We start from the raw sequence: 25,024 nt of genomic DNA, 5'->3' as shown, positions 1-25,024 counted from the left end.
ATCCTGCCCTGCCCGCGTCAGCCGGAGCCCGGCGACGCCACCTCCAGCGCCGAGCCGGGGAGCCACTCGACCGTCACCGCCCACCCGCGTCCGGGGTGCCGGGACAGGTAGGCGACCTGGCCCTCCCACACCCCGGCGTTGCGGCGCCACTCGAGCAGCAGCCCGGCGCGCGGGACCGCGGTGCCGTCCGCCGGGTCGAGGACCCAGCAGTGACGTCCGGGGTACGGCGGGTCCTCGCGATCCCAGGCGGGCCGCGCCTCCTGCCCCAGGCGCACGCGCTCGGACATCGGCAGCGACTGGCCGCCGTACCTGTTCATCCCACCTGCCACCGACCCATCCTGCCATCGAACTGGTGTACGGATGTCGTCAACGGTCGAGGAACCGGATCGGAACCAATCCCAGGAGGGTGTCCGGAGCGGGACCTTGCGGACTGGCCGCCACCAGCCCTCGGTGCAAGCCTGCGAGGTGGCCGGCCGCAACCGGCGACCGGCTCCGTTCGGGACCGGAGGTCATTCCATGGCTGACTGCATGATCAGCAATCTCGATCGCGAGGGTGAGGGTCGGGTCTTCCGCGCCCACGGCCACGCGACGCTCGGGAACGCAGGCGGGATCTCGGTGCTCAAGGGCACCTTCGAGCCCGGCTGGAAGTGGTCCGACGACGTCAAGCCGATCGCGGGCACGTCCAGCTGCCAGGTCCGGCACATGGGCTACGTGCTCGAGGGCACCATGCACATCCGCATGGACGACGGCAGCGAGTGGGACATCGGCGCCGGGGACGTCGTCGACCTCCCGGCCGGTCATGACGCCTGGGTGACCAGCGACGTCGCGCTGGAGATGGTCGACATCTCCCCCGAGGCCACCCGCTACGCCGTCACGCGTCCCACCGACATCGCCTCGCCGGACGACCAGTGGATGACGCTGGTCCGGCGCGGCTACGCCGCCTTCAACTCAGGCGACGTCGAGACGCTGCTCGGCCTGTTCTCCAAGGACGTCGTCCAGCACGTGCCCGGCCACGGACCGCTGGCCGGCACCTACAAGGGACCGGAGGCCGTCCTGGGCTACTACGGCAAGCTCGCCGAGCTGACCGGCGGCACGTTCCGCGCCGACCTCGTCGACGTGCACGGCGACGGCTCGGGCCACGTCTGCGCCACGCACCAGACCAGCGCGACGCGCAACGGCGCCAAGCGGGTCGCCCGCGGCTCGATCGTGTTCACCTGCATCGGCGACAAGGTCACCGACATGCTCGAGCTGCGTGCCGACCTGCCGGGCGACGACGCCTTCCTCGCCTGAGGCTCGACGGGGTGGGCCGCGACCTACGGTCCACCCCGCTCGGGGTCCGCACCCGGTCCGGCTCCGGCGTCCTCAGCCGCGCGGCAGCCGCACCACGAACGTCGCGCCGCGGCCCCCGGGGCCCTGCTCGTGGCGGATCGACCCGCCGTTGACCTCGCACAGCCGGCGGACGATGTAGAGACCCAGGCCGCTCCCGGACCGGTCCGTGGCAACCCCGGACTCCGCACGGGCGAAGCGGTCGAACAACCGCGGCCGGAAGTCCTCGGGCACGCCCTCGCCGTGGTCGGTGACGCACAGCTCCACCTCGTCGCCGCGTGCCGCCACGGTCACGGCGTACGGCGGCTCGCCGTACTTGAGCGCGTTGGCGAGGAGGTTGGACAGGACCAGCTGGGCGTGCGCGGGCTCGGCGAGCACCGAGAGGCCAGGTGCGACCTCGACGCTCAGCTGCTCCCCGGCGGGGAGGTCGGCCAGCACCGAGTCGACGAGCTCGCGCGCGTCCAGGGGCTGCTGACGGGCCGCCAGGTCGCCGGCGTCGAGCTGCGCCATGCTCAAGATGTTGGTGAGCAGGCCGTCGAGCCGCAGCGCGGACTTCTGGGCACGCCGGACCAGGGCGAGCGCCTGGTCGGGGTGGCCGCCCGCCAGAGCAGACTCCGCCAGGTCGAGGAACCCCCGGACGGCCGTCGTCGGCGTGCGGACGTCGTGCCCGATCACCCCGACGAGGTCCGAGAGGCGCTCGTTGACCTCGTTGACCCGGGCCGAGGCCTCCTGGACCTCGGTCTCGTCGATCAGGGTGCCCCTGCGCGCGAGGACCTCCCCGTCCCGCGTCACCACCGACGTCCGGCCGTGGACGAACCGGACCGCGCCGTCGGGCCGCACGATGCGGAAACGTGACTCGGTGTCCTCCGCCGCGTCGATGCCCGCCTGTGCGACGGCGAGCGCCTGGTCGCGGTCCTCGGGGTGGACCAGGTCCACGACCTCGTCGCGTGCCGGAGGCTGCCCCGGCTCCAGCCCGAAGATGCGGTACATCCCGTCGGACCAGGCGAGCTCGCCGGTCAGCCGCTGCTCGGTCCAGCTGCCGACGCGGGCCAGCCGCTGCACCTCGGCGAGCTCGCGTTGGGCCTCCACGTGCGCGGTGACGTCGGCGACGAGGACGAAGAAGCCGCGCACCTCGCCGTCGACCAGCTCGGGCACGTAGTGGGCCTGCGTGTGGCGCGTGCGTCCCAGGGTGTCGACCAGCGTGCGGTCGAACACCTGCTCCTCGCCGGCGAGCGCAGCGGTGATGAAGGGGAGGTTCAGGGCGTAGAGCTCGTCGCCGAGCAGCTCGGAGATGTGGTGTCCCCGCAGGCGCTCCGGGGACCACCCGAACCACTCCAGGTAGGCGTCGTTGGCCACCACGTTGCGGGCCTGGGCGTCCCAGAAGGCCACCATCGCGGGGAGGTGGTTGAACAGTCGGCGGAGGACGGCGGGCTCGTCGAGCGGGTCGGGAAGCGTGCCCAGGGGGGCCATGCCTCCATCCTGTCACCGCCCGGACCGCGCGGCCGCCGAACCGGGCACCCGTCCCGCCGGCGTGACCCGGCCAGGCCATGGGCCCCTGGTCAGCCGGGCTGGGAGGATGGCTGACATGGGCCACGGATCCGTGCAGGTGCTGGACGGGGGGCTGTCGACCGCGCTCGAGGAGGCCGGCGCCGACCTCGGCGGGGCGCTGTGGACCGCGCGCCTGCTGGCCGAGGAGCCGGAGCGGATCCTCGCCGCCCACCGCGCGTTCTTCGGCGCGGGGGCGCAGGTCGCGACGACCTCGACCTACCAGGCGTCGGTGGAGGGCTTCGTCGCCGCCGGGATCGCCGCGGAGGAGGCCAGGCGCCTGCTCCTGCTGAGCATCCGGCTGGCGCAGGACGCCCGGGACGGTCGCGACGGGCTGCTCGTGGCCGCGTCGGTCGGGCCGTACGGCGCGTTCCTCGCCGACGGCTCGGAGTACCGCGGCGACTACGGCGTGAGCCGCGCCCGCCTCCGCGACTTCCACGCCCCCCGGATCGAGCTGCTGGCCTCCGCCGGGCCCGACCTCCTCGCCGTCGAGACGGTCCCGGACGCCGTCGAGGCCGAGGTGCTCGCCGACCTCGTCGACGAGGTCGGCCTGCCGGCGTGGTTCTGCTACTCGGTGCGCGGCGACCGCACCTGCGCGGGCCAGCCGCTGCCCGAGGCGTACGACGTCCTGGCCCACCGGCCCTCGCTCGTCGCGGCCGGCGTCAACTGCTCGGACCAGGCCGACGTGCTGGGCGCCGTACGCACCGCCCACATGACGACCGGGCTGCCCGCGGTGGCCTACCCCAACCGTGGGGGCACCTGGGACGCGGCGTCGAAGTCCTGGTCGGCCGGCGCCGCGCTCGACCTCGAGCTCGTGGACGCCTGGGTGGACGCGGGCGCGCGCTACGTCGGCGGCTGCTGCGGGCTCGGTCCGGCCGACATCGCTGCCCTGGCGACCCGGCTCTCAGCCGACTGATCCCAGGAACCCCAGCACGCGCTCGAGCAGGACGGCCGCCGCGGCCTCGTCGTACGACGCCACGGAGGAGTCCGCGAACAGGTGGCCGGGCCCCTCGTAGGTGAACAGCTCGACGGTCGGGTTGGTCTCGGCCAGCTCGCGGGCGAACGGCAGGTCCTCCTCGAACCACTCGTCGGACACGCTCCCGTGCACCTGGGCGCGCAGGCCGGCGGGCCAGGTGCCGAACTCCTCGGCCGGCAGGCACGAGTCGAGCAGCAGCGCGCCGCGCGCACCGGTCCGGGTCTGGGCGAGCTGCTGGGCCGGCATCACGCCGAGCGAGAACCCGGCGTAGACGATCTCGGCAGGCAGGTCCTGCGCGGCCGCCACCCCTGCCTCGCGGACGGCGTCGAAGCCGAGCGACCGGGCGTGGTCCACGCCCTCCTCGACACTGTCGAACGTGCGCCCGGCGAACAGGTCGGGCGTGTGCACGGTGTGGCCCGCTTCGCGCAGCCGGTCGGCGAAGGCGCGCACGCCCGCGGTGAGCCCCTGGGCGTGGTGGAACAGGACGACCTCGGCCACGATGCCTCCTCGATGTCGCGGAACCTCTGATGTGCGACGCTAACCCGCCCCTCGCGGGCCCGCACACGCTCCCCACCTCACCGGGTCGACCTGGCGGAGCCGTCACGTCACGTCACGTCACGTCACGTCACGGGCAGGGTCAGCGCGGCCGGGCTGGAGGTAGCCGGACTCGTAGGCGAGCACGACCGCCTGGATCCGGTCCCGCAGGCCCAGCTTGGACAAGATGTTGCCGACGTGAGTCTTCACGGTGGCTTCACCGAGCACCAGCGTCTCCGCGACCTCGGCGTTCGACCGGCCGCTCGCGACCAGGCCGAACACCTCGAGCTCCCGCTCGCTGAGGTCGGCCAGCACGTCGGGCACGCCGGTGGTCGGGGGCGGCGCCCCGACGTAGTGCTGGACCAGGCGACGCGTCACCTTCGGGGAGACCACGGCGTCTCCGCGAGCGACCATGCGCACCGCGAACACGAGCTGTTCGCGGGGGACGTCCTTGAGCAGGAACCCGCTGGCTCCCGCGCGCATGGCGTCGTAGACGTACTCGTCGAGGTCGAAGGTGGTGAGGACCAGCACTCGCGCCGGCGACCCGGCGCGCACCAGCTGACGCGTCGCCTCGACGCCGTCCATGCGCGGCATCCGGATGTCCATCAGCACCACGTCCGGCCTCACGGTGGCCACCAGGCGCAGGCACTCGTGGCCGTCCCTGGCCTCACCCACCACCTCGAGGTCGTCCTCGAGGTCGAGGATCAGCCGGAACCCGGCGCGGACGAGCTCCTGGTCGTCGCAGAGCAGGACCCGGATCATCCGAGCTCCTCGGTGATCGGGAGCGTCGCGACCAGCTCGAACCCACCGTCGTCAGTGCGGCCGGAGTGCAGGGTGCCGCCCGCCGCCAGGGCTCGCTCGCGCGCGCCGACGAGCCCGTGGCCGGAGCCCCCGTCCGCGGCGAGCGCCGGCCGAGCCGACCGGCCCGGGTGGTTGCGCACGACGACGCGCACGTCGTCCTGTCGCGCCTCGACAGTGAGCCTGGTGGGCACGGCGCCGGCGTGCTTGAGCACGTTGGTGAGTGCTTCCTGCGCGATCCGGTAGACCGCCAGCTCGATGCCCGACGGCACTGACGCGGCGTCGACGCGCACGTCGGCCTCGAGCGGCAGCCCTGCCTCGCGCAGGGCCTTGACCAGCGGCGGCAGGTCCGCCAGTCCGCGGGCCGGCGCCCGGGAGGATCGGGCTGCGTCCGACTCGTCGCTCCGGTCGCCGAGGTCGTCGCTCCGCATCACGTGCAGCAGCTGACGCATGTCGACCAGGGCCTCCCGGGCGCTCCCGCGGATGGCGCGCAGCGGTTCCCCGGCCAGCGCCGGGTCTCGGGCGAGGGCCGCCTCGGCTGCGTCGGACTGGACCGCGATCACGCTCAGGCTGTGGGCGACGATGTCGTGCAGCTCACGAGCGATCCGGGCGCGCTCGTCCGCGACGGCCAGGCGGGCGAGGTCGCGCTGGTGCTGCTCGGCGTACGTCGCCCGCGACCGCCAGGACCGGGAGGCTCTGCCCAGCAACCAGGCGCCACCGAGCTCGACGGCGATGAACGGGTAGTCCGACCCGCCGTCGAGCCATTCGGTGAGGAACATCCCGGCGAGCACGAACCCCAGCCCGAGCGAGGCGACGCCTTCGTCGTGCTCGGCGCCGAGCGAGTAGGCGAGCAGGAGCACCACCACCAGCGCCATGAGGGTCCCCGGCGACTGGTTGCCCCAGGCCCCCTGGACGACGTTGGCCACGGTGGTGACCATCGCGGCGACGAGGGGTGCGCGGGTGCGGCCGAGGAGGCTCAGACCGATCACGACGGCCACCGGCAGCGTCAACGCCAGGGGCGTCTCGTCGACGTCTCCGCTGGTCAGGCCGCCCACCGAGAGGACCACCACGACACCCGCCAGGACGACGTCGAGGAGAGGGACGCCGAGGACGGCTCGGGGGCGCGCGGCGGAGGGCACGGGTCGAGGGTAGGTCGGGTCGGCGGTCCCGCGGATCGGTCGGGAGGAGGAGACGGGTCCGCCGGGCGGTGGAGTCGGTTCGCGAGGCAGAGGGAGGCGCCGAGGGCGTCGACCGCGCCAGCGTGGCTCCATGACGAATTCCACTCTTCTCAGGTTCTCGGCGGCCGGCCTCCTGGTGGGGGCGCTGGTGCTCTCGCTGGGCGACCTCCTGCGCCGTACGGTCGACTCCGCCACCGGCTCCTCGCCGACGGCGATCGCCGCGTCGGCCCATGACCACGCCGGCGTCTGGCTCACGGCCGGCGTCCTGAGCGCGCTGGCACCGGTGCTCCTCATCCCGGGCGTCTGTGCCCTGGTGGCGACGACGCGCGGCCGGGGGTCGCGTGTCGTCGCCGTCGGCGGAGCGCTGGTCGTGGTGGGCCTGGTGGCCTCGGCGGGGCACGCGGTGGCGTACTACGCCCCGTTCGCGCTCTACGGCCGAGCCGCCACCGACGCCGCGACGATCCAGGCTCTGGACGATGCCTCGGAGGCCTACCCCATGCTGGTCGGGCTGATCGTCGCGTTCGTCGTCGGCCTCACGATCGGCATGATCACGCTCCTCGTGGGCCTGCGTCGGGCTCGCCGGGTGCCCGTGTGGGCGCCGATCGCCGCCGTGGTCTTCGCGGCTGCCGGCAGCTCGAGCAGTGTCGCGATGGGAGTCCTCGGCATCGTGGCGGCGCTGGCGGCCTTCCTGCCTGCGGCACGGTCCCTGACCGCCCCGACCGTGCGCACGGTCAACGCGTGAAGTACGCAGGTCACCCCGTCGTCCCCGACGTCAGGCCGGCCTCGTAGGCGGCGACGACGGCCTGGACACGGTCGCGCAGGCCGAGCTTCATGAGGACCCGGGCGACGTGGGTCTTCACGGTGGTCTCGCCGATGGAGAGGTCGGCGGCGATCTCGGCGTTGGACAGGCCGCGAGCGACCAGCCGCAGCACCTCGAGCTCACGGGCCGTGAGCCGGTCCAGTGCGGGCGCGGTGGCTCGGGGACGGTCCCTCGCGAAGCGGTCGACCAGCCGACGGGTGAGCGCGGGAGCGAGCAGTGCGTCACCGCCCCGGGCCGCCTGGCGGACAGCGGCTGCGATGTCCTCGCCGGGCATGTCCTTGAGCAGGAAGCCCGAGGCGCCGGCGCGCATCGCGCGGTAGACGTACTCGTCGAGGTCGAAGGTCGTGAGCATGAGGACCCGTGTCGTGATCGTGGTGGCCGCGAGCTGCGCCAGCGCCTCCAGGCCGTCGACGCCGGGCATCTGCACGTCCAGCAGGAGCACGTCGGGATGTGCGGCTCGCACGAGGGCGACCGCCTCCGCGCCGTCCGCGGCCTCGCCCACGATCTCCACGTCCGCCTCGCCCTCGAGGATCATCCGGAGGCCGCTGCGCACCAGGGGCTGGTCGTCGGCGAGCGCGACGGTGATCATCGCCCGACTTCCTGGTGACGACGGACGGGCAGCACGGCCCGCACCTCGAAGCCGCCGTCCTCGCACGGTCCCCAGTCCAGCTCGCCACCGTGGGCGGCGACCCGCTCCCGCAGCCCGGCGAGCCCACGCCTGCCTCCGGCGGAGCCGCCACCTCGGGTCGGCGGACCGTTGCGCAGGGTGACGCTCACCGCGTCGACGTCCCCGCGCGTGGTCACGGTAGCGGCGGCTCCGGGTGCGTGGCGCAGCACGTTCGTCAGCCCCTCCTGGACGATCCGACAGGCGACTTCCCGGGTCTGGGGGTCGAGCAGCCCCGGGGTGTCGAGGTCGGCGACGTCGGCCGTGAGGGACAAGCCCGTGTCGCGGGTGCGCTGGAGCAGGCCCGCCAGGTCGGTGGGGCCACGGCCCGTCATCGCGTTCTCGCCCTCGCGTGCCGCTCCGACGATCGTCTCCATCACCTGCCGGGCCCGCTGCGGATCGGCTCGTGCCATCCGCCGGGCCGCACCTGCCTGGAGGGCGACCACGGTGAGGGTGTGCCCGATCTGGTCGTGCACCTCCCGGGCCAGCCGGAGCCGCTCCTCCACGACGGCCCGGTGCCGCGCGACCTCCTCCTGCCCGGTGAGCAGGCGGTTGTTGGCTCGGCCCTGCTCCACCAGCGCGCTGACCTCGTTGACCGCCAGCCCGCCGAGCCAGCACACGCCGATGATCACCGCCTCCCCGACCGGGTCGTCGGTGCCCACCCCGACCAGCTGGCCGACCCAGCACAGTCCGAGCCCGAGGACCGCGTCACGCCGGGTGGAGAGCACCGCGACCGCGAACGCGGCCACCAGGGCGAAGGTGGTGCCGCTGAGCGAGCCGTCCAACGGCGCGACCAGACGCGAGAACGCCACGATGGCGCACCAGCCCACGGTCAGGGCCGTCAGGGGCCGCCACCAGACCAGGGAGAGCGGGAGGCCGACCGCGGCACCGGCGCCCACCGCGAGACCCACCGGGACCGACAACGCACCCGTCGACTCCAGCGCCAGGCCGGCGCCGATGGCGCCCGCGCCGAGCACCGCCCAGCGTTGGGCGGCCGTCCTCAAGGTGGACAGGTGGTCGGTGGCGGGCGAGGCGGGTGGCTCCGGCACCTCCACGGGCGCGGTCAACGCGACCACCTCCTCGCGCGTCCGGCCGAGCAGCCGGCGCGCGGCCTGCTCGATCTCGCCCGGGTCGGCGCCGGTCTCGGCGCGGTCCGCGATCGCGCTCAGACCGTCGAGCAGCGCGGGCTGGAGCCGTTCGGTGTTGCGGAGTCGCTCGTCGAGCACGGCGGCTTCGCGCTCGTCGTGCTGCTCGCGCAGGATCAGGTCGCGCTGCTCCTCCAGAGCGGTCAGCCGCGCCCGACGCACCTGGAGGAGCCGGCCCACCGCCGTGGGCAGCACACCGACGAAGACCGTCAGGAAGAGCACGCCGTTGACGAGCGCCCACCCGGACATGGTCGGCAGGTCGACCGCCAGCCCGACCAGCAGCGGCAGCAACCCCCCGAGGGCGACCGCGCGGCCACGCCCGTGCGCGCCGAGCGAGTACGAGGCGAACATCAGCCCGAACAGCCAGACCCCGCCACCGTCCCCGGCGCCGGGCCAGAAGACGGACTGGACCGTCGTACCGACGACGGCGAACGCCGCGATGACGCAGAGCGGGACGACCGGCCGACTCCGGCGCACGGCGAGAACAGCCAGGAGGGGCGCGCCGGAGGCCGTGAACGCCAACAGCCCGGGCGGACGCCGGTGCAGCACGACCGCCTCGGCGAGACCGGCCAGCACGAAGCCCGCGGCGACCACCGCGTCCGACCTGGTCAGCCCTGCACGCCCCGGCACCCACCACAGCCTAGAAGGGCCTGGAGCAGTTGAGGTCCTTCTCGAGAAGGACACCGTGAGGAGGACCGGAATCGGCTCCTGGGCGGACGACCCGGGCATCCCGCCGCCTCTAGCGTCCTGGCCACCCCCTGCCGAGAGAGGACACCCCGATGACCAGCACGACCAGGACGACCAGCACGACCAGCACGCCCCGAGCCCGCACCGACGACTACTGGCTGCGTCTGACCCTGACCGGGATCGGGCTCGCGATCGTCGGCCTCCTGATGATGGGCCTGGCCATGCTGTTCGGGACGTTCCACGACGACGACTTCCACGCCACCGACTACGTCCTCACCAGCGCCGCGTTGCCGCAAGGTGTCGGCCTCTTCCTCGCGACGCTCGGCTTCCACCGTCTCCAGCGGGGTCGCGACGGCCGGCTCGGCACCGTCGGCGTCTGGGTCTACGGCCTGTGCATGGCCGAGCTGGTCGTCCAGTGCATGGCCTCGGTCGTGGTCGCCTCGGAGCTGATCTGGGGGCCGCTCTACCCGCTGTGCGCGTTCGGTCTCATGGTCGGGCTCGTCCTGCTGGCCGCGGGCTCGTGGCGGGTCGGCCTGCTCCCGAAGTGGATGCTCGGCGTCTGGCCGCCCTTGGGACTCATCGGCTCGTTCCTCGGCATCGGCCCGATCCCGCTGGTCTTCGCCGCGTTCCTCGCGCTCCTCGCTGTCCTGCTGCGGCAGCGCGTTCGCAGCTCGGCCCTTTGAGCTGCACGCCCACGCGGGCTCAGACGTTGAAGCGGAACTCCACCACGTCGCCGTCGACCATCACGTAGTCCTTGCCCTCCATGCGGACCTTGCCGGCCTCGCGGGCCTTGGCGACGGAGCCGTAGGCGACCAGGTCGTCGTACGACACGACCTCGGCCTTGATGAAGCCCTTCTGGAAGTCGGTGTGGATGACGCCGGCGGCCTCGGGCGCGGTGGCGCCCTTGCGGATCGTCCAGGCGCGGGCCTCCTTGGGCCCGGCGGTGAGGTAGGTCTGCAGGCCGAGGGTGTCGAAGCCGACGCGGGCCAGCAGGTCGAGACCGGGCTCCTCGATGCCCATGTCGGAGAGCATCTCGCGGGCCTCGTCCTCCTCGAGCTCGGCGAGCTCGGCCTCGATCTTGGCGTCGAGGAAGATCGCCTCGCTCGGGGCGACGAGGTCGCGCATCCGCTGTTTGAGCTCCTCGTCCTCGAGCTCGTCGGAGTCGCAGTTGAAGACGTAGAGGTAGGGCTTGGCCGTGAGGAGGGTCAGCTCGCGCACCAGCGCCAGGTCGATCGAGGTGGCGATGATCGGGGTGCCGGCCTCGAGGGCGGCGAGCGCCTCCTTGGCCGCGGCGAGGTTGGCCGCGAGCTCCTTGCGGCCCCGAGCCTCCTTCTCCAGCCGCGGGATCGCCTTCTCCACGGTCTGCAGGTCGGCCAGGATCATCTCGGTCTGGATCGTCGAGATGTCCGAGGCGGGGTTGACCTCGCCGTCGACGTGGGTCACGTCCTCGTCGCGGAAGACGCGGGTGACCTGGCAGATCGCGTCGGACTCGCGGATGTGGGACAGGAACTTGTTGCCCAGGCCCTCGCCCTCGGACGCGCCGCGCACGATGCCCGCGATGTCGACGAACTGGACGGTCGCCGGGACGACCTTCTCGGAGCTGGAGAGCTTGGCGAGGACCCCCAGCCGCTCGTCGGGCACACCCACGACGCCGACGTTGGGCTCGATCGTCGCGAACGGGTAGTTCGCCGCGAGCACGTCGTTGCGCGTCAGCGCGTTGAAGAGGGTCGACTTGCCGGCGTTGGGGAGACCGACGATCCCGATGGTGAGAGCCACGGGAGTCCATCCTACGAGCCGGACGGCCACCTCCCGACCAGGGGACAACCGGGACGAAACCCCCCGAACGGGTCCTGGTGGGCCTGGTCACCCGGGTGCTCTCATGGACCGCAGGCACACGCACGTCCCTGGGGGGAACCTTTGTCCGAGCACGCCATCGCGCTCAACCCGTCGTACGCCGTGAGGGCGCCGGACGCGCTCGCGCCCGCCTCGCACCCGGACCCGGCGTCGCCGCACCCCGGGCTGCGGGCCCTGTGGGCGCTGAGCCGGGCCGATGACGACCAGCTGCAGACGCTGGTCGACCTCGTCCAGGACCTGTGCGACGTGCCCTTGGCGGCGCTGGCGATCTTCGAGGGCAGCGACTACCACCTCACCACCACCGCCGGCATCGCGCCGCTGGTCTGCGACGCGCAGGACACTCTGTGCGTGCAGGTGATGGACACCCGGGAGACCGTGCACGTCGCCGACGTGAGGAGGGACGGGCGCTTCGACGCCAGCCCCTACGTCGACGGGCGGTTCATGAGCCTCGGCTTCTACGCCTCGGCTCCGGTGGTCGACCCCGACGGCACCATGGTGGGCCGCCTGTGCGTCTTCGACCTGGAGCCCCGCGAGCTCACCGAGTCGCAGCTGCGCGCCCTCACCGCCGTGGCGGCCGACGTCAGCAACATCATCGAGCTCCACCTGCGGCGCGAGGCCGACCGGCCGCTCCCGCACCACGCCGGACCTGACGAGCTGCTCGACCTGTCCTCCCAGATCGCCCGCGAGCTGCGCACCCCGTTGATGGCCGTGCTCACCAGCCTCGAGCTGCTCGCCGAGACCGAGCCGGACGCCGACCCCTCCCGCCGCCGCGTCCTCAACAGCGCACATCGCTCGACGCGTCGGCTCAACGACGTGGTCGACCGGCTGCTCACGCTCAGCAAGGTGGGCCGCACCGTCGAACCGGCACCGGTCGACCTCGGTGACGTCTTCGACCTCGTCGCCCGCGACACGTCCCTGGTCGTCCAGACCGCCGGCGGCAGCCTGGCCGCGGGCGAGCTGCCGATGGTCGCGGCCGACGCCGGCCAGGTCCACCGCGTGCTCCTCGAGCTGGTGACCAACGCCGTCCGGGCCGCCCGGCCCGGCGTCCCCCCGCGCGTGGCGGTGTGGGCCACGCCCACCGACGGTGGAGACGCCTGGCGCGTCTCGGTCACGGACAACGGCGTCGGGATCCCCGCCGAGGCGCGGGCGACCCTCTTCGACACCGCGACCCGGCTCGCGTCGGTGAGCCGCGGCGAGGGGGTCGGCCTGGCGAGGGTCGCGCGCATCGTCGAGGCGCACGGCGGCCGGCTCGGCGCCGAGGCGTCGCCGGGCGGAGGGACGACCGTCTGGTTCGAGCTCCCCGCCCTCCTGCCGTGCACGGAGGCCTGACCGTCAGGTCGCCGCGACGCCGATCCGCCCGCTGCGGAACGCCTCCACGAACAGCGCGTGGTCGCGGCGCACGCGGACGGCGTACTCCAGGCCGAAGTCGACCAGCGCCTCGGTGAACGCCTTGCGCTTCCCCTCCAGGGAGGAGGCGATCTCCTCCTCGACGGAGAAGTCGACCAGGTCCTGGTCGCTGTCGTCGTCGGAGGCGCAGTGGATCTTGGCCGTCGCCCGCCCGAGCTGCTCGACGACCGGGCCGATCTCGTCGGGCTCGGTGAGGTCGGCCCACTCCAGGTCGCTCTCGTACGGCGAGACCTCGGCCACCACGTAGCCCACTCCGTCGACGGTGGTCCAGCCGAGCAGCGGGTCGGTGTGCGCCTGCAGCGCGCGCTGGCTGACGACCGTGCGGTGGGCCTCGTTCTCGAAGTAGCCCTCGACCGTGCTCGTGTCGACGAAACGGCTCACCGCCGGCACGTTGGCCTGCTTCATCGACAGCACGACGTCGTTCTCCAGCGCCTGGTTGAACCCCTCGACCAGCACGTTGTACGCCGGGAGGCCGGCGCTGCCGATGCCGAAGCCGCTCTTGCCCACCAGGTCGCGCAGGTCGTAGAACAGCGACCGGTCGTAGCGCTTGTCGCGGGGGATCGAGTCCAGGTAGCGGAGGAACGCGGCCTCGAGCTTCCTGCGCTCCGTCCTCGACAGGCGCCGCGTGGTGCCGTCCTCGGCGAACGAGCGCACGCCGTTCTTCACCACGGTCATCCCGTCGAGCAGGGCGATCCGGCTGGCCTGCCGGGCCTGCCCCAGGATCGCCAGGATCGGCCCGTCGGCGGTGTCCAGGTTGAGGGCGAAGTCGTTGTCGTCGTCGTCGGTCTCCACGTAGCGCGAGACCTGCGCGAGGTAGCCGCGGGCATAGCGCGCCACCAGCCGGCGTACGTCTTCCTTCGGCAGGGCCTTGGTCCATCCCATCAGCGCCAGGCTGGCGGCGAAGCGCTGCAGGTCCCACGTGTAGTGCCCGATGTAGGCCTCGTCGAAGTCGTTGACGTCGAAGACCAGGCGGCCCGAGGCGTTCATGTAGGTGCCGAAGTTCTCCGCGTGCAGGTCGCCGTGGATCCAGATGCGGCTGCTGCGGTCGCTGAGGTAGTCGGCGTCCCACGAGCGGTGGGCGCCCTTCTCGTCGGCGACGTCGGCGTAGAAGAGGCAGGCCGTGCCGCGGTAGAAGGCGAACGGGTCGGCGGCCATCTTGCGGTACTTCACGCGGAACGCCCGCGGGTCGGCCTTCATCATCGGCGCGAACGCGTCGTTGAGGGTCTCGACGATGAGGTCGGTGCGCCTCTCGTCGGCCTTGGTGGGGCGGGGGCTCATGCGGAAGGGTTACCCGCTGCCGGCCTGGCTAGGCTCCCGGGATGCGCGTGGCCACCTGGAACGTCAACTCGATCCGCTCCCGCATCGGCCGGGTCGAGCAGTTCCTGCAGCGCCAGGACGTCGACGTCCTCGCCCTGCAGGAGACCAAGGCCCGCGACGACCAGTGGCCGACGATGGGGCTCGAGGCGCTCGGCTACGAGGTCGCGTCGCACGGCCTCAACCAGTGGAACGGCGTCGCGATCGTCTCCCGCGTCGGGATCGAGGACGTCCAGCGCGGGTTCGAGGGCATGCCGGAGTACGGCGAGCCGGGCGCCCTCGAGGCCCGCGCGATGGGCGCGACGTGCGGAGGGGTGCGGATGTGGTCGCTCTACGTGCCCAACGGCCGCAAGATCGGCGACCCGCACCTGGACTACAAGCTGCGCTGGTTGGCCGCGCTCGAGGCGAGTGCCCGCTCCTGGGTCGCGGCCGCCCCCGACCTGCCGGTGGCGCTGACCGGCGACTGGAACATCGCGCCGCAGGACGACGACGTCTGGGACATCGCCGTCTTCGCGACCAGCACGCACGTGACGCCCCCGGAGCGCGCCGCGTTCCAGGCGGTCGTGGACGCGGGCTTCGCCGACGTCGTACGCCCCCACGCGCCGGGGCCCGGCGTCTACACCTACTTCGACTACTACCGGCAGCGGTTCGAGCGCAACAAGGGCATGCGCATCGACTTCGTGCTCGGGTCGCCCGCGTTCCAGTCGCGGGTGACCGGAGCGTTCATCGACCGCGAGGAGCGCGCCGGCCAGGGGGCCAGCGACCACGCGCCGGTCGTCGTGGACCTCGCCGACTGACCGCGCCATACTGCTCGGTATGGCGCTGTCGACACCTGGGCTGCCCACCCACGTCCGGTGCGGCGCCGAGGCCGTGCGGAGGTACGGCGACCTGGGGCGCGCCTGGGTCGAGGGCACGCGGCAGGGAGACCCGCTGGCGGACGCCGTCGCGGCCGACCTGAGGGAGCTCGGACGAGCGCGGGTCATGCGCGCGGTCGAGGCCGCGCTCCGCGGCGAGGTCCCCGCCGACGCCCCCGACTCGGTCCGCGCGCTCTTCGCCGTCCTCGACGACGAGCCCGACTGGGTCGACCACGACCAGCTCGACCGTGCGGGCGACCACCTCGCCCGGCACTCGCTCCAGCTCGGGCTCGTGCTGGCCGCGGCGTCGCTGATGGTCGGCTACACCAACCCCGCAGCGGCGCGGCCCCTCGTGCTGACCGGCCGGCTGGTCGGCAACGCCGGCGTGCGCAACCTCGAGGTCGGCGACTGGCTGCGCGAGGTGACCACGCGCGGCGGCCTGCGCCGCCACGGGCTCGGCCTGGAGCGCACGGTCCGGGTGCGCCTGATCCACGCGATGGTCCGCCGCCACCTCTCCTCCTCACCGGACTGGGACGAGGCCGAGCTGGGGACGCCGATCAGCCAGCCCTACCTCGCCCACACGCTCGCCGAGTTCGGCTCGATCGCGGTGCGCGGGATGCACCTGCTCGGCGCGCGCTACACCGACGCGGAGCTGGCGGACCTCGGCGCCCTGTGGCGCTACGTCGGCCACCTGAGCGGGGTCGTCCCGCAGCTCCTGCCCACCACCCTCGACGAGCAGCTCGACATCGAGGCGCTCTACCAGCTCACGCGCCCGCCCGTCGACGAGGGCAGCCGCGCGCTCGTGGCCGGGCTCATCGACGACTACCTCGTGCCCGAGGTCGAGGACCTGCTGCCCGGCCGCCTCCCCGCCCGCGCGCGCGTCGCCCGGTCCTACGTCGACGCGCTGGTCCGCGCGCTCGTCGGCGACGCGCTCTCCGACGAGCTCGGCATCCGTCCCTCACGCCTGTCGCGAGCGGTGCCGGCGCTCGGCCACCTCACCGCCGTCGCGTACGCCGGCCAGGACCGCCTGCGCGGCCCTGCGGCAGTCGACGCACGCGTCACCCGGGGCCGCGCCTACCAGGCCGAGCAGGAGCAGCGCCTGCGGGAGAAGTACGCCATGACCCACGACCTGGTCGACGTCGCCCCCGACGCGGTCGGTCACCCCGTGTCGGCCTGAGCAATCTGAGCCAAATGTCGGAGGGGTCCGCCATGGTGACCCCATGACAGCGACGACCGCCCTCGCCCTGCTCGGCACCCTCCTCGTCGGGGCGCTGCTCGGGCTGGCCCTCGGCGTGCTCTGGTCCCGCTCACGCAGCGGGCCTCCCGCGCTCGGCCAGGGCTCCGTCGACGGCGCCTTGGTCCGCGACGGGCTGGGGCGGCTCGAGGAGCGGCTGCGCGAGCTCGACCACGGCCGGGTCGCGTGGCAGAGCGCCCTCGACCAGCAGGTCGACCAGATGCGTCACTCGACCGACCTGCTCCGCCGCGAGACCACCGCGCTGTCCACCGCCCTCCGGCGCCCGCAGGTGCGGGGCCGGTGGGGCGAGCTGCACCTGCGTCGGGCGGTCGAGATCGCCGGGCTCGTCGACCGGTGCGACTTCACCGAGCAGGTCAGCACCCGTGACGCCGCCGGGGCCCTGCAGCGCCCCGACCTCGTCGTGCACCTCGCCGGCGGCCGCCAGGTGGTGGTCGACGCCAAGGTGCCGCTCGAGGGCTTCCTCGACGCCTGCGAGTGCCCCGAGGACCAGCCCGAGGAGCGTGAGGCCCACCTGCGCCGCCACGCCCGTCACGTGCGGCAGCACGTCGAGACGCTCGGCTCCAAGGCCTACTGGCGCGCCCTCGACGGGTCGCCCGAGCTGGTGGTGCTGTTCATGCCCGGCGAGTCGTTCCTCTCCGCCGCCCTCGAGTCCGACCCGGGCCTGCTCGAGTGGGCGGCCGACCGCCGGGTCGTGCTGGCGACCCCGACCACGCTCATCGCCCTGCTCCGCACCGTCGCCCACGCGTGGACCGAGCAGGCCGTGAGCGACCAGGCCCGTGAGATCCACCGGCTCGGCCGCGAGCTGCACGAGCGGCTGGGCACGATGTCGGGCCACCTCGACAAGCTCGGCCGGTCGCTGACCGGTGCGGTCACGTCCTACAACGCGGCCATCGGCTCCCTCGAGAGCCGCGTCCTGGTCTCCTCGCGCCGCTTCGCCGACCTGGGAGTGGTCGGGTCGACGGTCGACACGCCCGCCCTCGTCGACCTCTCCCCGCGCGTCCCCACACCGGAGGATCTCGTGCAGCAGGACCCGACGAGGACCAGATCCTTCGGCGTGGCGGACGAGGAGACCGCCTGAGGTCTCCTACTTTGACCTCGTGGCCCACCGCACGCTCTGGGAAGAAGGCCGCCACCCCGGCGCCCTTGTCGTCTCCGGCGTGGCCGCGTCCCTCGGGGTCGCGGTCCTGCTGCAGCTCGCCGTGGGTGACCGGCTGGGCTGGTTCTTCGACCTGGTCCTCGTCGCCGCGTGCGTCGGCGCCGCCCTCCTGGTCCGGCCCCGCGACTTCTTCGCCATCGGCGTCCTGCCGCCCCTCGCCCTCGGGGTCACCGTGCTGGTGGTGTCCGCGACCGACCGCGGTGCGGTGGCCCAGGCCGGCGACGGGATGGTCCAGGCCTTCGTGTCCGGGCTCGCGCACCACGCCGTCGCGCTGGCCGTCGCCTACGCCCTGACCCTCGGCGTGCTCGGGCTCCGTCAGGTGGCCCTGCGCAACCGCGGCCGGCTGAGGCGCCCCCACCACGAGGCGGCCGGCCCGCAGGACCCCGCCACCGGCGCGCCCGAGCACCGGTCCCCGGAGGCCACTGTCTCCTGAGGGACCTGCGATCCCGACCGGGCACCTCTCACCCGGTCCCGCTCGACGCTGGGTGGGCCAACGGGCCGACCCCCGCCAAGGCACCAGTGGTCGACCTGACCCGGATCACGCTGACGCGCCTGCCCTGAGGCCCGGCGCAGCCGTCGGGAAGGACGGTCAGGAGGTGGCGGCCGCGCGGAGGTCGCGGCGCAGCTCCGGCGGGAGCGCGAAGATCAGCGACTCCTCGGCGGTGTGGACCGCCCGGGCGGCCGGGTAGCCGCGCTCGTTGAGCCAGGTGAGGACCCCCTCGACCAGGTCCTCGGGCACCGAGGCCCCGGAGGTCACGCTCACCGAGCGGACGCCGTCGAGCCAGGCCTCCTCGATCTCGGAGGCGTCATCGACCCGGTGGGCCGCCTTGGCGCCGGCCTCGAGGGCGACCTCGACCAGGCGCACCGAGTTGGAGGAGTTGCCGGAGCCGACCACGATCACCAGGTCGGCCTCGCGGGAGATCTCCTTGATCGCCATCTGGCGGTTCTGGGTGGCGTAGCAGATGTCGTCCGACGGCGGGTCGAGCAGCAGCGGGAAGCGCTCGCGGATGGCGTCCACGACCGCCATCGTCTCGTCGACCGAGAGCGTCGTCTGGGAGAGCCAGGCCACCTTGGCGGGGTCGCGCACCTCGACCTCGGCGACGTCCGCGGGGGTCTCCACGAGCTGGATGTGGCTCGGGGCCTCGCCGGCGGTGCCCTCGACCTCCTCGTGACCGGCGTGGCCGATCAGGAGGATGTCGTAGTCCTCGGCGGCGAACCGCTTGGCCTCGTGGTGGACCTTGGTGACCAGCGGGCAGGTGGCGTCGATGGTCTTGAGCCCGCGCTCGGCGGCCTGCTCGTGCACGACCGGCGAGACGCCGTGGGCCGAGAAGACGACCGTCGCGCCCTCGGGGACCTCGTCGAGCTCGTCGACGAAGACCGCGCCACGCCGCTCCAGGTCGGAGACGACGTGCTTGTTGTGCACGATCTGCTTGCGGACGTAGACCGGGGCGCCGTAGAGGTCGAGCGCCTTCTCCACCGTGATCACGGCACGGTCGACGCCGGCGCAGTAGCCCCGCGGCGCGGCCAGGAGCAGCGCGCGGTCGGCCGCGTCGGCGTCGAGGACAGGGGGGATCCCCAGGTCGGTGCTCATGCGCTCAATCGTAGGTGGTGCCGCGTAGGGTGCCGACCAGCCGGGACCGGACCCCGGCCCGACGACGCAGGGAGGTGCCATGGGGCTCGAGACGAGCGCGGAGCGACCTGCACCCCTGCGCCAGATCGCCCAGGCCGTCGCGGGCTGGGTCGACCGGCTGGGCGCGGTGTGGGTCGAGGGCCAGATCACCCAGGTCAACCGCCCCAGTGCGATCAACACCGTCTTCATCACGCTGCGCGACTCGCTCGCCGACGTGACGATGACCGTGACCTGCCCCCGTGCGGTCGTCGACAGCGCCGACCCGCCGGTGGTCGAGGGGGCGAGCGTGGTGGTGCACGGACGCCCCCGCTACTTCGCCCAGCGCGGGTCGTTCAGCCTCGCCGCCGACGAGATCCGCATGGTCGGCCTCGGTGAGCTGCTCGCCCGCCTCGAGCGGCGTCGGCAGCTGCTCGCCGCCGAGGGACTCTTCGCTGCCGAGCTCAAGCGCCGCCTGCCGTTCCTCCCGCGACGCATCGGTCTGGTCACCGCCGAGGGCTCGGCCGCCGAGCGCGACGTCAAGGACAACGCCCGCCGCCGCTGGCCCGCGGTGGAGATCACCTGCGCCTACGCCTCCATGCAGGGCACCAGCTGCGTGCGCGAGGTCGTCGACGCCCTCCAGCGGCTCGACCGTGACCCCGACGTCGACGTGATCGTCGTGGCCCGCGGGGGCGGCTCGGTCGAGGACCTCCTGCCGTTCTCCGACGAGACGATGATCCGCACCGTGGCGGCCGTGCGCACCCCGGTCGTCTCCGCCATCGGCCACGAGCCCGACACCCCGCTCCTCGACCTGGTCGCCGACGTCCGGGCGTCCACGCCCACCGACGCCGCCAAGCACGTCGTGCCCGAGGTCAGCGAGGAGCAGCGCCGCATCGCCGAGCTGCGCGACCGCGGCCGCCGCTTCTTGTGGAACCACGTCGCCTCGGAGCACAACGCCCTCCAGCGCCTGCGTGACCGGCCGTGCCTCGCTGCGCCCACCAGCCTGCTCGAGGAGCGCGGCGACGAGGTCGACCAGCTGCTCGAGCGCAGCCGTCGCTGCCTGGGGCGCCTGCTCGACCGGGCGGCCGACGACGTCGACCACACCCGTGCGCGGGTGCGGGCGCTGTCGCCACTGGAGACCCTCCGCCGCGGCTACGCCGTCCTGCAGGACGCCGACGGCCACGTGCTCACCGACCCGGCCGAGGTGGCGCCGGGCGCCGCGGTCTCGGCCCGCCTGCACGCCGGCAGGCTCGCCCTCACCGTCGCCGACCGGCAGCACCCCGACCCCGATCCCGACCCGAGCGCCGACCCTGGCGCCCCAGGAGGCCCGTCATGAGCACGCCCCCCACGACGACCGGCGACAAGGACCTCAGCTACGAGGACGCCCGCGCCCAGCTCCTCGAGGTGGTGCGCACCCTGGAGCAGGGCGGCGCCACCCTCGAGGAGTCGATCGCGCTGTGGGAGCGCGGCGAGCGTCTCGCCGAGGTCTGCCAGCAGTGGCTCGACGGCGCCCGCGAGCGTCTCGAGGCCGTGCTCGCCGGCGCCGCCGACGAGGACTGAGCGTCCCGCGGCGCGGTCGCTCAGCGCAGGGTCGCGACGAAGTCCTCGACCGTCCCCCGGTCGAGGGTCCCCACCACGAGCGTGGTGACGTCCTCCTGCTCCAGCACCAGCGCCTGGTCCTGGTCGTCGAACCACGACTGCCAGGTGCGCCCGTCGATGCGCACGTCCTTGCCGCGCGCGGCGTCGGGGTCGACGTACTCGTGGACCATGTCGTCGACCGAGCGGTCCTCCTGCTCGACCCCCACGTACTGCCGCTGCCCGGTCAGCAGCCCCAGGTGCCAGTGCTGCTCGCGGCCGCCGGTCCAGCGCGCGCTGGTGGCGATCCAGCCGTCGGGGAGCCGCGAGGGTGTCAGCACGGTGAAGTCGGCCTGCTGGCGGGCGTACGTCGCGGGCCCCCGCCAGTCGAACGCGGTCACCGGGTCGGCGACGTCGTTGCGGTTGACCGCGCGGAAGGCGACGTAGCCGCCGATGACGGCCAGCAGGACCACCATCGCTCCGACCATGCCGGAGACCGAACGTTGGTAGCGTCCCGCTTGAGCGCTCATGCGCCCATTCTTCCGGGCCCGTTCCAGCGCCCGCCATCACGTCCAGCAGGAGGAGCCGTGTCGCGAGGCCGGTCCGTGGTCGCCGTCACCTCGGCGCTGGCGTTCCTCCCCCTCCTCGCCGCCTGCGGCGGGTCCCCCGACGCGGCCGACGGCGGCCGCACGCAGCTGCAGGTGCTCGCCGCCTCTCCCCTGCAGCCGGCCTTCGACGAGCTCGCCACCGCCTTCGAGGAGGACCACCTCGAGGTCGACGTGGTGCTCACCTACGGCGGCAGCGTCGACCTCGCGGCCAGGCTCGGCGAGGACCCGACGTCCGCCGACGTGCTGGCCACCGCCGACGAGGACTCGATGAACGCCGCCTCCGACCAGGTGAAGGGCCCCGTCTCGTTCGCCACCGCGCGGCTGGTGCTCGCCGTCGCGAAGCCGGCGTGGGACAAGGTCCGGCGCGTCCGGGACCTCCAGACCACCGGCGTGCGGTTCGCCGTGTGCGCGGACACCGCGCCCTGCGGGCGCATCGGTCGCGCCCTGCTGGCGGGCGCCGGCGTACGCCGTGAGCCGGACGGCGCGGAGGGCGACGCCACCGACGTGCTGGACGAGGTCATGCAGGGCACCTACGCCGCCGGGGTGGTCTACGCCGGGCAGGTGCGGCGACTGCGCGACCGCCTCCACGTCCTGCCCCTGCGCGGCCGGGCGCAGCGGCTCAACGAGCTCTTCATCGCCCCCGTCTCCCTGAGCGGGCACCCCGGCCTGGCGCAGGAGTGGACCGACCTCGTCCTCGGGCAGGAGGGACGCAGCGCCCTCCGCGCGGCCGGTTTCATGCCCCCGCAGGGCTGACCCCGAGGGCCGCCCGGGCCGCTAGGGTGAGTCCCATGTCGGACCAGCCCGCGTCACTCGCTCCGTCACCTTCCGCCCCTGACCGCAACCTCGCGCTCGACCTGGTGCGTGTCACCGAGGCCGGCGCGATGGCCGCGGCCCGCTGGGTGGGCAGGGGTGACAAGAACGGCGCCGACGGCGTCGCGGTCAACGCGATGCGCACCCTGATCTCCACCGTCGGCATGCAGGGCATCGTCGTGATCGGCGAGGGCGAGAAGGACAACGCCCCGATGCTGTTCAACGGCGAGGAGGTGGGTGACGGCACCGGGCCGGAGACCGACGTCGCGGTCGACCCGATCGACGGCACGACGCTGGCCGCCAAGGGGCAGAACAACGCGATCTCGGTGATGGCGGTGGCGCCCCGCGGCTCGATGTACGACCCGTCGGCGGTGTTCTACATGGAGAAGCTGGTCACCGGCCCCGACGCCCGCGACGTCGTCGACATCCGCAAGCCGGTCAAGGAGAACATCCTCGCGGTCGCCAAGGCCAAGAAGGCCGCCCCCGAGGACGTCATGGTCGTGCTCCTCGACCGGCCGCGCCACGAGACCATCGCCGAGGAGGTCCGCGCGACGGGTGCGCGGATCAAGTTCATCAGCGACGGCGACGTGGCCGGCGCGATCATGGCCGCCCGCGCGGGCACGGGGGTCGACCTCCTGCTCGGCATCGGAGGCACCCCCGAGGGCATCATCACCGCCTGCGCGCTCAAGGCCCTCGACGGGGTCATCCAGGCCCGACTCTGGCCCCGGGACGACGAGGAGCGGCAGCGTGCGCTCGACGCCGGCCACGACCTCGACCCCGACCACGTGCTCACCACCGAGGACCTCGTGACCGCCGAGGACTGCTTCTTCGTGGCCACCGGCATCACCGACGGCGAGCTGCTGCGCGGCGTGCAGTACCGCGGCGGCGGCGCGACCACCCACTCCCTGGTGATGCGCGGGCGCAGCGGCACGGTCCGCTCGATCGTCTCCGAGCACCAGCTGATGAAGCTCAAGACCTACGCCAGCATCGACTTCGAGCACTGAGCAGCCCCCATGGTCGTCCTCGTCGTCGGTGAGTCCCTGGTCGACGTCGTCGTCCCGGCGTCCGGCGACCCGGCCGACGTCGTACGCCGCCCGGGCGGCTCCCCGATGAACGTCGCCGTCGGCCTGGCCCGTCTCGAGGTGCCCACCCGGCTGGTCACCCGTCTCGGCGACGACCCCGACGGCCGGCTGGTCCGCGACCACCTCGCCGCCAGCCACGTCGCGCTGGCCGAGGGGGCCGTCGACCCGGCCACGACCACCGGCGTCGCGACCGCCCACCTCGACGCCGACGGCGTGGCGACCTACGACTTCGCGGTCGCCTGGGACCTCCCGCCCACCCTGCTCCCCGACGACTGCCGTGCGCTGCACGTCGGGTCGATCGGGGCCGGCGTACGCCCCGGACGCGACGCCGTCGTCGCCCTGGCCGCCGACGCCCACCGCGTGGGGCTGCCGGTGAGCTTCGACCCCAACGCCCGCCCGGCGTTCACCCCCGACCCCGAGGTGGCGTGGCGCGACGTCCTCGAGCTGGCCTCGCTCTGCGACCTGGTCAAGCTCAGCGACGAGGACGCCGCGTTCTTCCAGCCCGGCCGTGAGGTCGTGGACGTGGCCCATGCCGTCCTCGAGCGCGGACCGGCGCTCGTCGTGGTCACCGGAGGGGGCGGCGTCGCCACCGCGGTCAGCCGCACCGGGGTCGTCCTGGTCGCCGAGTCCCGCAAGGTCGAGGTCGCCGACACCGTCGGCGCCGGCGACTCGTTCATGGCCGCGCTGGTCGCGGCCACCCTGCCCGACCGCGCCGCCGGGGCCTGGGACGAGGGACCCACCCACTCGCACGTCGCGGAGTACCTCTCCGCCGCCCACGCCGCCGCGGCCGTCACCGTCACCCGTCGCGGAGCCGACCCGCCCCGGCTGGCGGAGCTCCCGCCGGGCTGGCCCCGGGTCTGAGGCTCACCGTCGTCCCGCTGGCGAGGCGCGACGACCGGCGCAGCTCGAGACCGCCTGCCTAACCTGCTCGTCGCTCGTGGTCCTGGAGACGGCCGAGGAGGCGGGCCTCGAGGGGCTGGTTGTGGATCGCGGCGAGGGTCTCGGTGACCAGGTCGATGACGACCGGGTCGAGGGCCATGCCGACGTGGCTGGTGCGGACCTCGCGGGCCTGGCCGGCGGGATCGATGCAGGCGCGCCAGTCGGCGATGCCGTCGCGCGGGGAGTAGATCGCGGTGAACGGGAAGCCCTCGGGCAGCGGCAGCCGCGACTCCTCCCACATCCGGAGGGCGCAGCCGCCCTCGGTGCAGTCCTGGCCCATCACGTGCAGCCCGAGCGCCTCGAGCCGTTTGAGCGTGGCCACCATCGCGAGCAGGCCCGTGTGGGCGGCGCCGGGGGCCATGATCGGGCTGCCCATCGTCACGATGCCCGCGACCAGGTCGGGGCGGCGGGCGGCGAGGCCGCGGGCCATCATCCCGCCGAGGCTGTGCCCGACGATCGTCACCTTGCGCTCGCGGCGGGCGGCGATGTGCTCCAGCCGCCGCTCGAGCGCCTGCGTCCCCTCGTCGATGCAGCCGATGTTGGCCACGATGCCGGAGCGGTAGGTGCGGAACCCCAGCAGGCGCAGGTGGCGGCTCATCAGCGCCAGCGTCCAGTCGCCCGCCATGAAGCCCGGGACCAGCAGCACCGGGTCGTTGACGGTGTGCCGGTCGCGCCGCTCGGCGTACGGCGTGGCGCGGTGGTGCGCGAGCGTGGCGACCGCGCGGCGGCGGTAGGCGACGGCCTCGGTCACGACGCTGGCCTCGCGGGCCAGGGCGCGGAGCCCCCGGGGGCCGGCGAAGCCCTCGGGCACCAGGAAGTCGGCGACGGGCGACCTGAGCGACTTCGCTGACCTGGACACCTGGCCAAGGTACGACCTCAAAGGCGTCGATG

At 73.5% G+C, this 25,024-nt stretch carries 26 protein-coding genes; 14 read left to right on the top strand and 12 right to left on the bottom strand.

All coding sequences use genetic code 11. From position 1 onward, the window contains the following. Positions 1–17 precede the first annotated feature (17 nt). Positions 18–329: a hypothetical protein gene (locus tag J2S63_RS13050; protein ID WP_310302924.1), complete on the bottom strand. Its 312-nt coding sequence runs from the start codon at positions 327–329 to the stop codon at positions 18–20. A 199-nt stretch (positions 330–528) separates the two neighbouring features. Here J2S63_RS13050 and J2S63_RS13045 point away from each other — a divergent pair, with 199 nt between their 5' ends. Continuing rightward, the gene (locus J2S63_RS13045) at positions 529–1,290 is read left to right on the top strand and encodes a nuclear transport factor 2 family protein (protein ID WP_310302922.1); all 762 of its coding nucleotides are present in this window, start codon (positions 529–531) and stop codon (positions 1,288–1,290) included. 72 nt (positions 1,291–1,362) lie between these two features. On the opposite strand, the gene J2S63_RS13040 is transcribed toward J2S63_RS13045, so the two are convergent. Then, positions 1,363–2,796, bottom strand: a complete 1,434-nt coding sequence (locus J2S63_RS13040; protein WP_310302919.1) for a sensor histidine kinase — start codon at positions 2,794–2,796, stop codon at positions 1,363–1,365. 115 nt (positions 2,797–2,911) lie between these two features. Here J2S63_RS13040 and mmuM point away from each other — a divergent pair, with 115 nt between their 5' ends. Continuing rightward, complete coding sequence (mmuM, locus tag J2S63_RS13035) at positions 2,912–3,787, top strand: homocysteine S-methyltransferase (protein ID WP_310302916.1); 876 nt, start codon at positions 2,912–2,914, stop codon at positions 3,785–3,787. Here mmuM and J2S63_RS13030 read toward each other — a convergent pair. The 3 genes from J2S63_RS13030 to J2S63_RS13020 all read right to left on the bottom strand — a co-directional run bounded on the left by J2S63_RS13030 (position 3,776) and on the right by J2S63_RS13020 (position 6,318). Then, a complete protein-coding gene (locus J2S63_RS13030) occupies positions 3,776–4,345 on the bottom strand; it encodes a dienelactone hydrolase family protein (protein WP_310302914.1) in 570 nt (189 codons plus the stop codon). The two genes, mmuM and J2S63_RS13030, sit on opposite strands and share 12 nt — an antisense overlap. Positions 4,346–4,462: 117 nt before the next feature. Continuing rightward, positions 4,463–5,143, bottom strand: coding sequence for a response regulator (locus tag J2S63_RS13025; RefSeq protein WP_310302911.1), 681 nt, complete (start codon positions 5,141–5,143; stop codon positions 4,463–4,465). Beyond that, positions 5,140–6,318, bottom strand: coding sequence for a sensor histidine kinase (locus tag J2S63_RS13020; RefSeq protein ID WP_310302908.1), 1,179 nt, complete (start codon positions 6,316–6,318; stop codon positions 5,140–5,142). The genes J2S63_RS13025 and J2S63_RS13020 overlap by 4 nt, the downstream gene beginning before the upstream one ends. A gap of 130 nt (positions 6,319–6,448) precedes the next feature. Here J2S63_RS13020 and J2S63_RS13015 point away from each other — a divergent pair, with 130 nt between their 5' ends. After that, positions 6,449–7,099, top strand: coding sequence for a hypothetical protein (locus tag J2S63_RS13015; RefSeq protein WP_310302906.1), 651 nt, complete (start codon positions 6,449–6,451; stop codon positions 7,097–7,099). Positions 7,100–7,109: 10 nt separating this feature from the next. Here J2S63_RS13015 and J2S63_RS13010 read toward each other — a convergent pair whose 3' ends face one another. Both J2S63_RS13010 and J2S63_RS13005 read right to left on the bottom strand, forming a co-directional pair. After that, positions 7,110–7,766 carry a response regulator gene (locus J2S63_RS13010; protein ID WP_310302904.1) on the bottom strand — a complete coding sequence of 219 codons (657 nt, stop codon included), beginning with the start codon at positions 7,764–7,766 and terminating at the stop codon, positions 7,110–7,112. Further along, positions 7,763–9,616, bottom strand: coding sequence for a sensor histidine kinase (locus tag J2S63_RS13005; protein WP_310302901.1), 1,854 nt, complete (start codon positions 9,614–9,616; stop codon positions 7,763–7,765). Before J2S63_RS13005 ends, J2S63_RS13010 begins: the two co-directional genes overlap by 4 nt. 149 nt (positions 9,617–9,765) lie before the next feature. On the opposite strand from J2S63_RS13005, the gene J2S63_RS13000 reads away from it, so the two are divergent. Continuing rightward, complete coding sequence (locus J2S63_RS13000) at positions 9,766–10,356, top strand: hypothetical protein (protein ID WP_310302898.1); 591 nt, start codon at positions 9,766–9,768, stop codon at positions 10,354–10,356. A gap of 19 nt (positions 10,357–10,375) precedes the next feature. Here J2S63_RS13000 and ychF read toward each other — a convergent pair whose 3' ends face one another. Further along, positions 10,376–11,449, bottom strand: coding sequence for a redox-regulated ATPase YchF (gene ychF / locus J2S63_RS12995; RefSeq protein WP_310302895.1), 1,074 nt, complete (start codon positions 11,447–11,449; stop codon positions 10,376–10,378). A gap of 141 nt (positions 11,450–11,590) precedes the next feature. Here ychF and J2S63_RS12990 point away from each other — a divergent pair, with 141 nt between their 5' ends. Next, entirely contained in the window at positions 11,591–12,856 is a 1,266-nt protein-coding gene (locus J2S63_RS12990; protein ID WP_310302890.1) for a GAF domain-containing sensor histidine kinase, read from the top strand. Between the two features lie 3 nt (positions 12,857–12,859). On the opposite strand, the gene J2S63_RS12985 is transcribed toward J2S63_RS12990, so the two are convergent. After that, positions 12,860–14,212: a DUF2252 domain-containing protein gene (locus tag J2S63_RS12985; RefSeq protein WP_310302887.1), complete on the bottom strand. Its 1,353-nt coding sequence runs from the start codon at positions 14,210–14,212 to the stop codon at positions 12,860–12,862. A gap of 41 nt (positions 14,213–14,253) precedes the next feature. On the opposite strand from J2S63_RS12985, the gene J2S63_RS12980 reads away from it, so the two are divergent. From J2S63_RS12980 to J2S63_RS12965, 4 genes are read left to right on the top strand one after another with little or no spacing between them, the layout of a single operon-like run. Continuing rightward, positions 14,254–15,045 (top strand): exodeoxyribonuclease III, encoded by a 792-nt coding sequence (locus J2S63_RS12980; protein ID WP_310302884.1) that lies wholly within the window; start codon positions 14,254–14,256, stop codon positions 15,043–15,045. Between the two features lie 19 nt (positions 15,046–15,064). Beyond that, positions 15,065–16,279, top strand: a complete 1,215-nt coding sequence (locus tag J2S63_RS12975) for an oxygenase MpaB family protein (RefSeq protein WP_310302881.1) — start codon at positions 15,065–15,067, stop codon at positions 16,277–16,279. Between the two features lie 43 nt (positions 16,280–16,322). Then, positions 16,323–17,435 carry a DNA recombination protein RmuC gene (locus tag J2S63_RS12970; RefSeq protein WP_310302878.1) on the top strand — a complete coding sequence of 371 codons (1,113 nt, stop codon included), beginning with the start codon at positions 16,323–16,325 and terminating at the stop codon, positions 17,433–17,435. 19 nt (positions 17,436–17,454) lie between these two features. Continuing rightward, a complete protein-coding gene (locus tag J2S63_RS12965) occupies positions 17,455–17,946 on the top strand; it encodes a DUF6542 domain-containing protein (protein ID WP_310302874.1) in 492 nt (163 codons plus the stop codon). Between the two features lie 156 nt (positions 17,947–18,102). Here the strand turns inward: J2S63_RS12965 and J2S63_RS12960 are convergent, their stop codons facing one another. Beyond that, positions 18,103–19,104 carry a 4-hydroxy-3-methylbut-2-enyl diphosphate reductase gene (locus J2S63_RS12960; RefSeq protein WP_310302871.1) on the bottom strand — a complete coding sequence of 334 codons (1,002 nt, stop codon included), beginning with the start codon at positions 19,102–19,104 and terminating at the stop codon, positions 18,103–18,105. A 79-nt stretch (positions 19,105–19,183) separates the two neighbouring features. Here J2S63_RS12960 and xseA point away from each other — a divergent pair, with 79 nt between their 5' ends. Continuing rightward, the gene (xseA, locus tag J2S63_RS12955; protein WP_310302868.1) at positions 19,184–20,455 is read left to right on the top strand and encodes an exodeoxyribonuclease VII large subunit; all 1,272 of its coding nucleotides are present in this window, start codon (positions 19,184–19,186) and stop codon (positions 20,453–20,455) included. Beyond that, on the top strand, positions 20,452–20,679 hold the full coding sequence (locus tag J2S63_RS12950; protein ID WP_310302865.1) for an exodeoxyribonuclease VII small subunit: 228 nt from the start codon (positions 20,452–20,454) through the stop codon (positions 20,677–20,679). Before xseA ends, J2S63_RS12950 begins: the two co-directional genes overlap by 4 nt. 20 nt (positions 20,680–20,699) lie before the next feature. On the opposite strand, the gene J2S63_RS12945 is transcribed toward J2S63_RS12950, so the two are convergent. Then, positions 20,700–21,224: a DUF4245 domain-containing protein gene (locus J2S63_RS12945; RefSeq protein WP_310302863.1), complete on the bottom strand. Its 525-nt coding sequence runs from the start codon at positions 21,222–21,224 to the stop codon at positions 20,700–20,702. Between the two features lie 57 nt (positions 21,225–21,281). Between J2S63_RS12945 and J2S63_RS12940 the strand changes: the two genes are divergently transcribed. Genes J2S63_RS12940 through J2S63_RS12930 form a run of 3 tightly spaced genes read left to right on the top strand, consistent with a single transcriptional unit; the run spans position 21,282 to position 24,055 of the window. After that, positions 21,282–22,055: a substrate-binding domain-containing protein gene (locus tag J2S63_RS12940; RefSeq protein WP_310302859.1), complete on the top strand. Its 774-nt coding sequence runs from the start codon at positions 21,282–21,284 to the stop codon at positions 22,053–22,055. Positions 22,056–22,090: 35 nt separating this feature from the next. Next, entirely contained in the window at positions 22,091–23,116 is a 1,026-nt protein-coding gene (gene glpX, locus J2S63_RS12935; protein WP_310302856.1) for a class II fructose-bisphosphatase, read from the top strand. A 9-nt stretch (positions 23,117–23,125) separates the two neighbouring features. Continuing rightward, entirely contained in the window at positions 23,126–24,055 is a 930-nt protein-coding gene (locus J2S63_RS12930) for a PfkB family carbohydrate kinase (RefSeq protein WP_310302854.1), read from the top strand. Positions 24,056–24,113: 58 nt separating this feature from the next. Here the strand turns inward: J2S63_RS12930 and J2S63_RS12925 are convergent, their stop codons facing one another. Further along, positions 24,114–24,992, bottom strand: coding sequence for an esterase/lipase family protein (locus tag J2S63_RS12925; protein WP_310302852.1), 879 nt, complete (start codon positions 24,990–24,992; stop codon positions 24,114–24,116). Positions 24,993–25,024 lie beyond the last annotated feature (32 nt).

The sequence above is a fragment of the Nocardioides marmoribigeumensis genome (assembly GCF_031458325.1).
Lineage (GTDB): Bacteria > Actinomycetota > Actinomycetes > Propionibacteriales > Nocardioidaceae > Marmoricola_A > Marmoricola_A marmoribigeumensis.
Note: the sequence above shows the minus strand (reverse complement) of the source record. Positions and strands in the feature narration are given on the sequence as shown.

Bases quoted from the DNA above. Each gene is read 5' to 3' on its own strand.
- J2S63_RS12980 (WP_310302884.1), top strand. From the start codon at position 14,254: ATGCGCGTGGCCACCTGGAACGTCAACTCGATCCGCTCCCGCATCGGC.
- J2S63_RS12960 (WP_310302871.1), bottom strand. From the start codon at position 19,104: ATGAGCACCGACCTGGGGATCCCCCCTGTCCTCGACGCCGACGCGGCC.
- glpX (WP_310302856.1), top strand. From the start codon at position 22,091: ATGTCGGACCAGCCCGCGTCACTCGCTCCGTCACCTTCCGCCCCTGAC.
- J2S63_RS13025 (WP_310302911.1), bottom strand. From the start codon at position 5,143: ATGATCCGGGTCCTGCTCTGCGACGACCAGGAGCTCGTCCGCGCCGGG.
- J2S63_RS12975 (WP_310302881.1), top strand. From the start codon at position 15,065: ATGGCGCTGTCGACACCTGGGCTGCCCACCCACGTCCGGTGCGGCGCC.
- xseA (WP_310302868.1), top strand. From the start codon at position 19,184: ATGGGGCTCGAGACGAGCGCGGAGCGACCTGCACCCCTGCGCCAGATC.
- J2S63_RS12985 (WP_310302887.1), bottom strand. From the start codon at position 14,212: ATGAGCCCCCGCCCCACCAAGGCCGACGAGAGGCGCACCGACCTCATC.
- J2S63_RS13010 (WP_310302904.1), bottom strand. From the start codon at position 7,766: ATGATCACCGTCGCGCTCGCCGACGACCAGCCCCTGGTGCGCAGCGGC.
- J2S63_RS13045 (WP_310302922.1), top strand. From the start codon at position 529: ATGATCAGCAATCTCGATCGCGAGGGTGAGGGTCGGGTCTTCCGCGCC.
- mmuM (WP_310302916.1), top strand. From the start codon at position 2,912: ATGGGCCACGGATCCGTGCAGGTGCTGGACGGGGGGCTGTCGACCGCG.
- J2S63_RS12950 (WP_310302865.1), top strand. From the start codon at position 20,452: ATGAGCACGCCCCCCACGACGACCGGCGACAAGGACCTCAGCTACGAG.
- J2S63_RS12970 (WP_310302878.1), top strand. From the start codon at position 16,323: ATGACAGCGACGACCGCCCTCGCCCTGCTCGGCACCCTCCTCGTCGGG.
- J2S63_RS12945 (WP_310302863.1), bottom strand. From the start codon at position 21,224: ATGAGCGCTCAAGCGGGACGCTACCAACGTTCGGTCTCCGGCATGGTC.
- J2S63_RS13040 (WP_310302919.1), bottom strand. From the start codon at position 2,796: ATGGCCCCCCTGGGCACGCTTCCCGACCCGCTCGACGAGCCCGCCGTC.
- J2S63_RS12930 (WP_310302854.1), top strand. From the start codon at position 23,126: ATGGTCGTCCTCGTCGTCGGTGAGTCCCTGGTCGACGTCGTCGTCCCG.
- J2S63_RS13015 (WP_310302906.1), top strand. From the start codon at position 6,449: ATGACGAATTCCACTCTTCTCAGGTTCTCGGCGGCCGGCCTCCTGGTG.
- J2S63_RS13000 (WP_310302898.1), top strand. From the start codon at position 9,766: ATGACCAGCACGACCAGGACGACCAGCACGACCAGCACGCCCCGAGCC.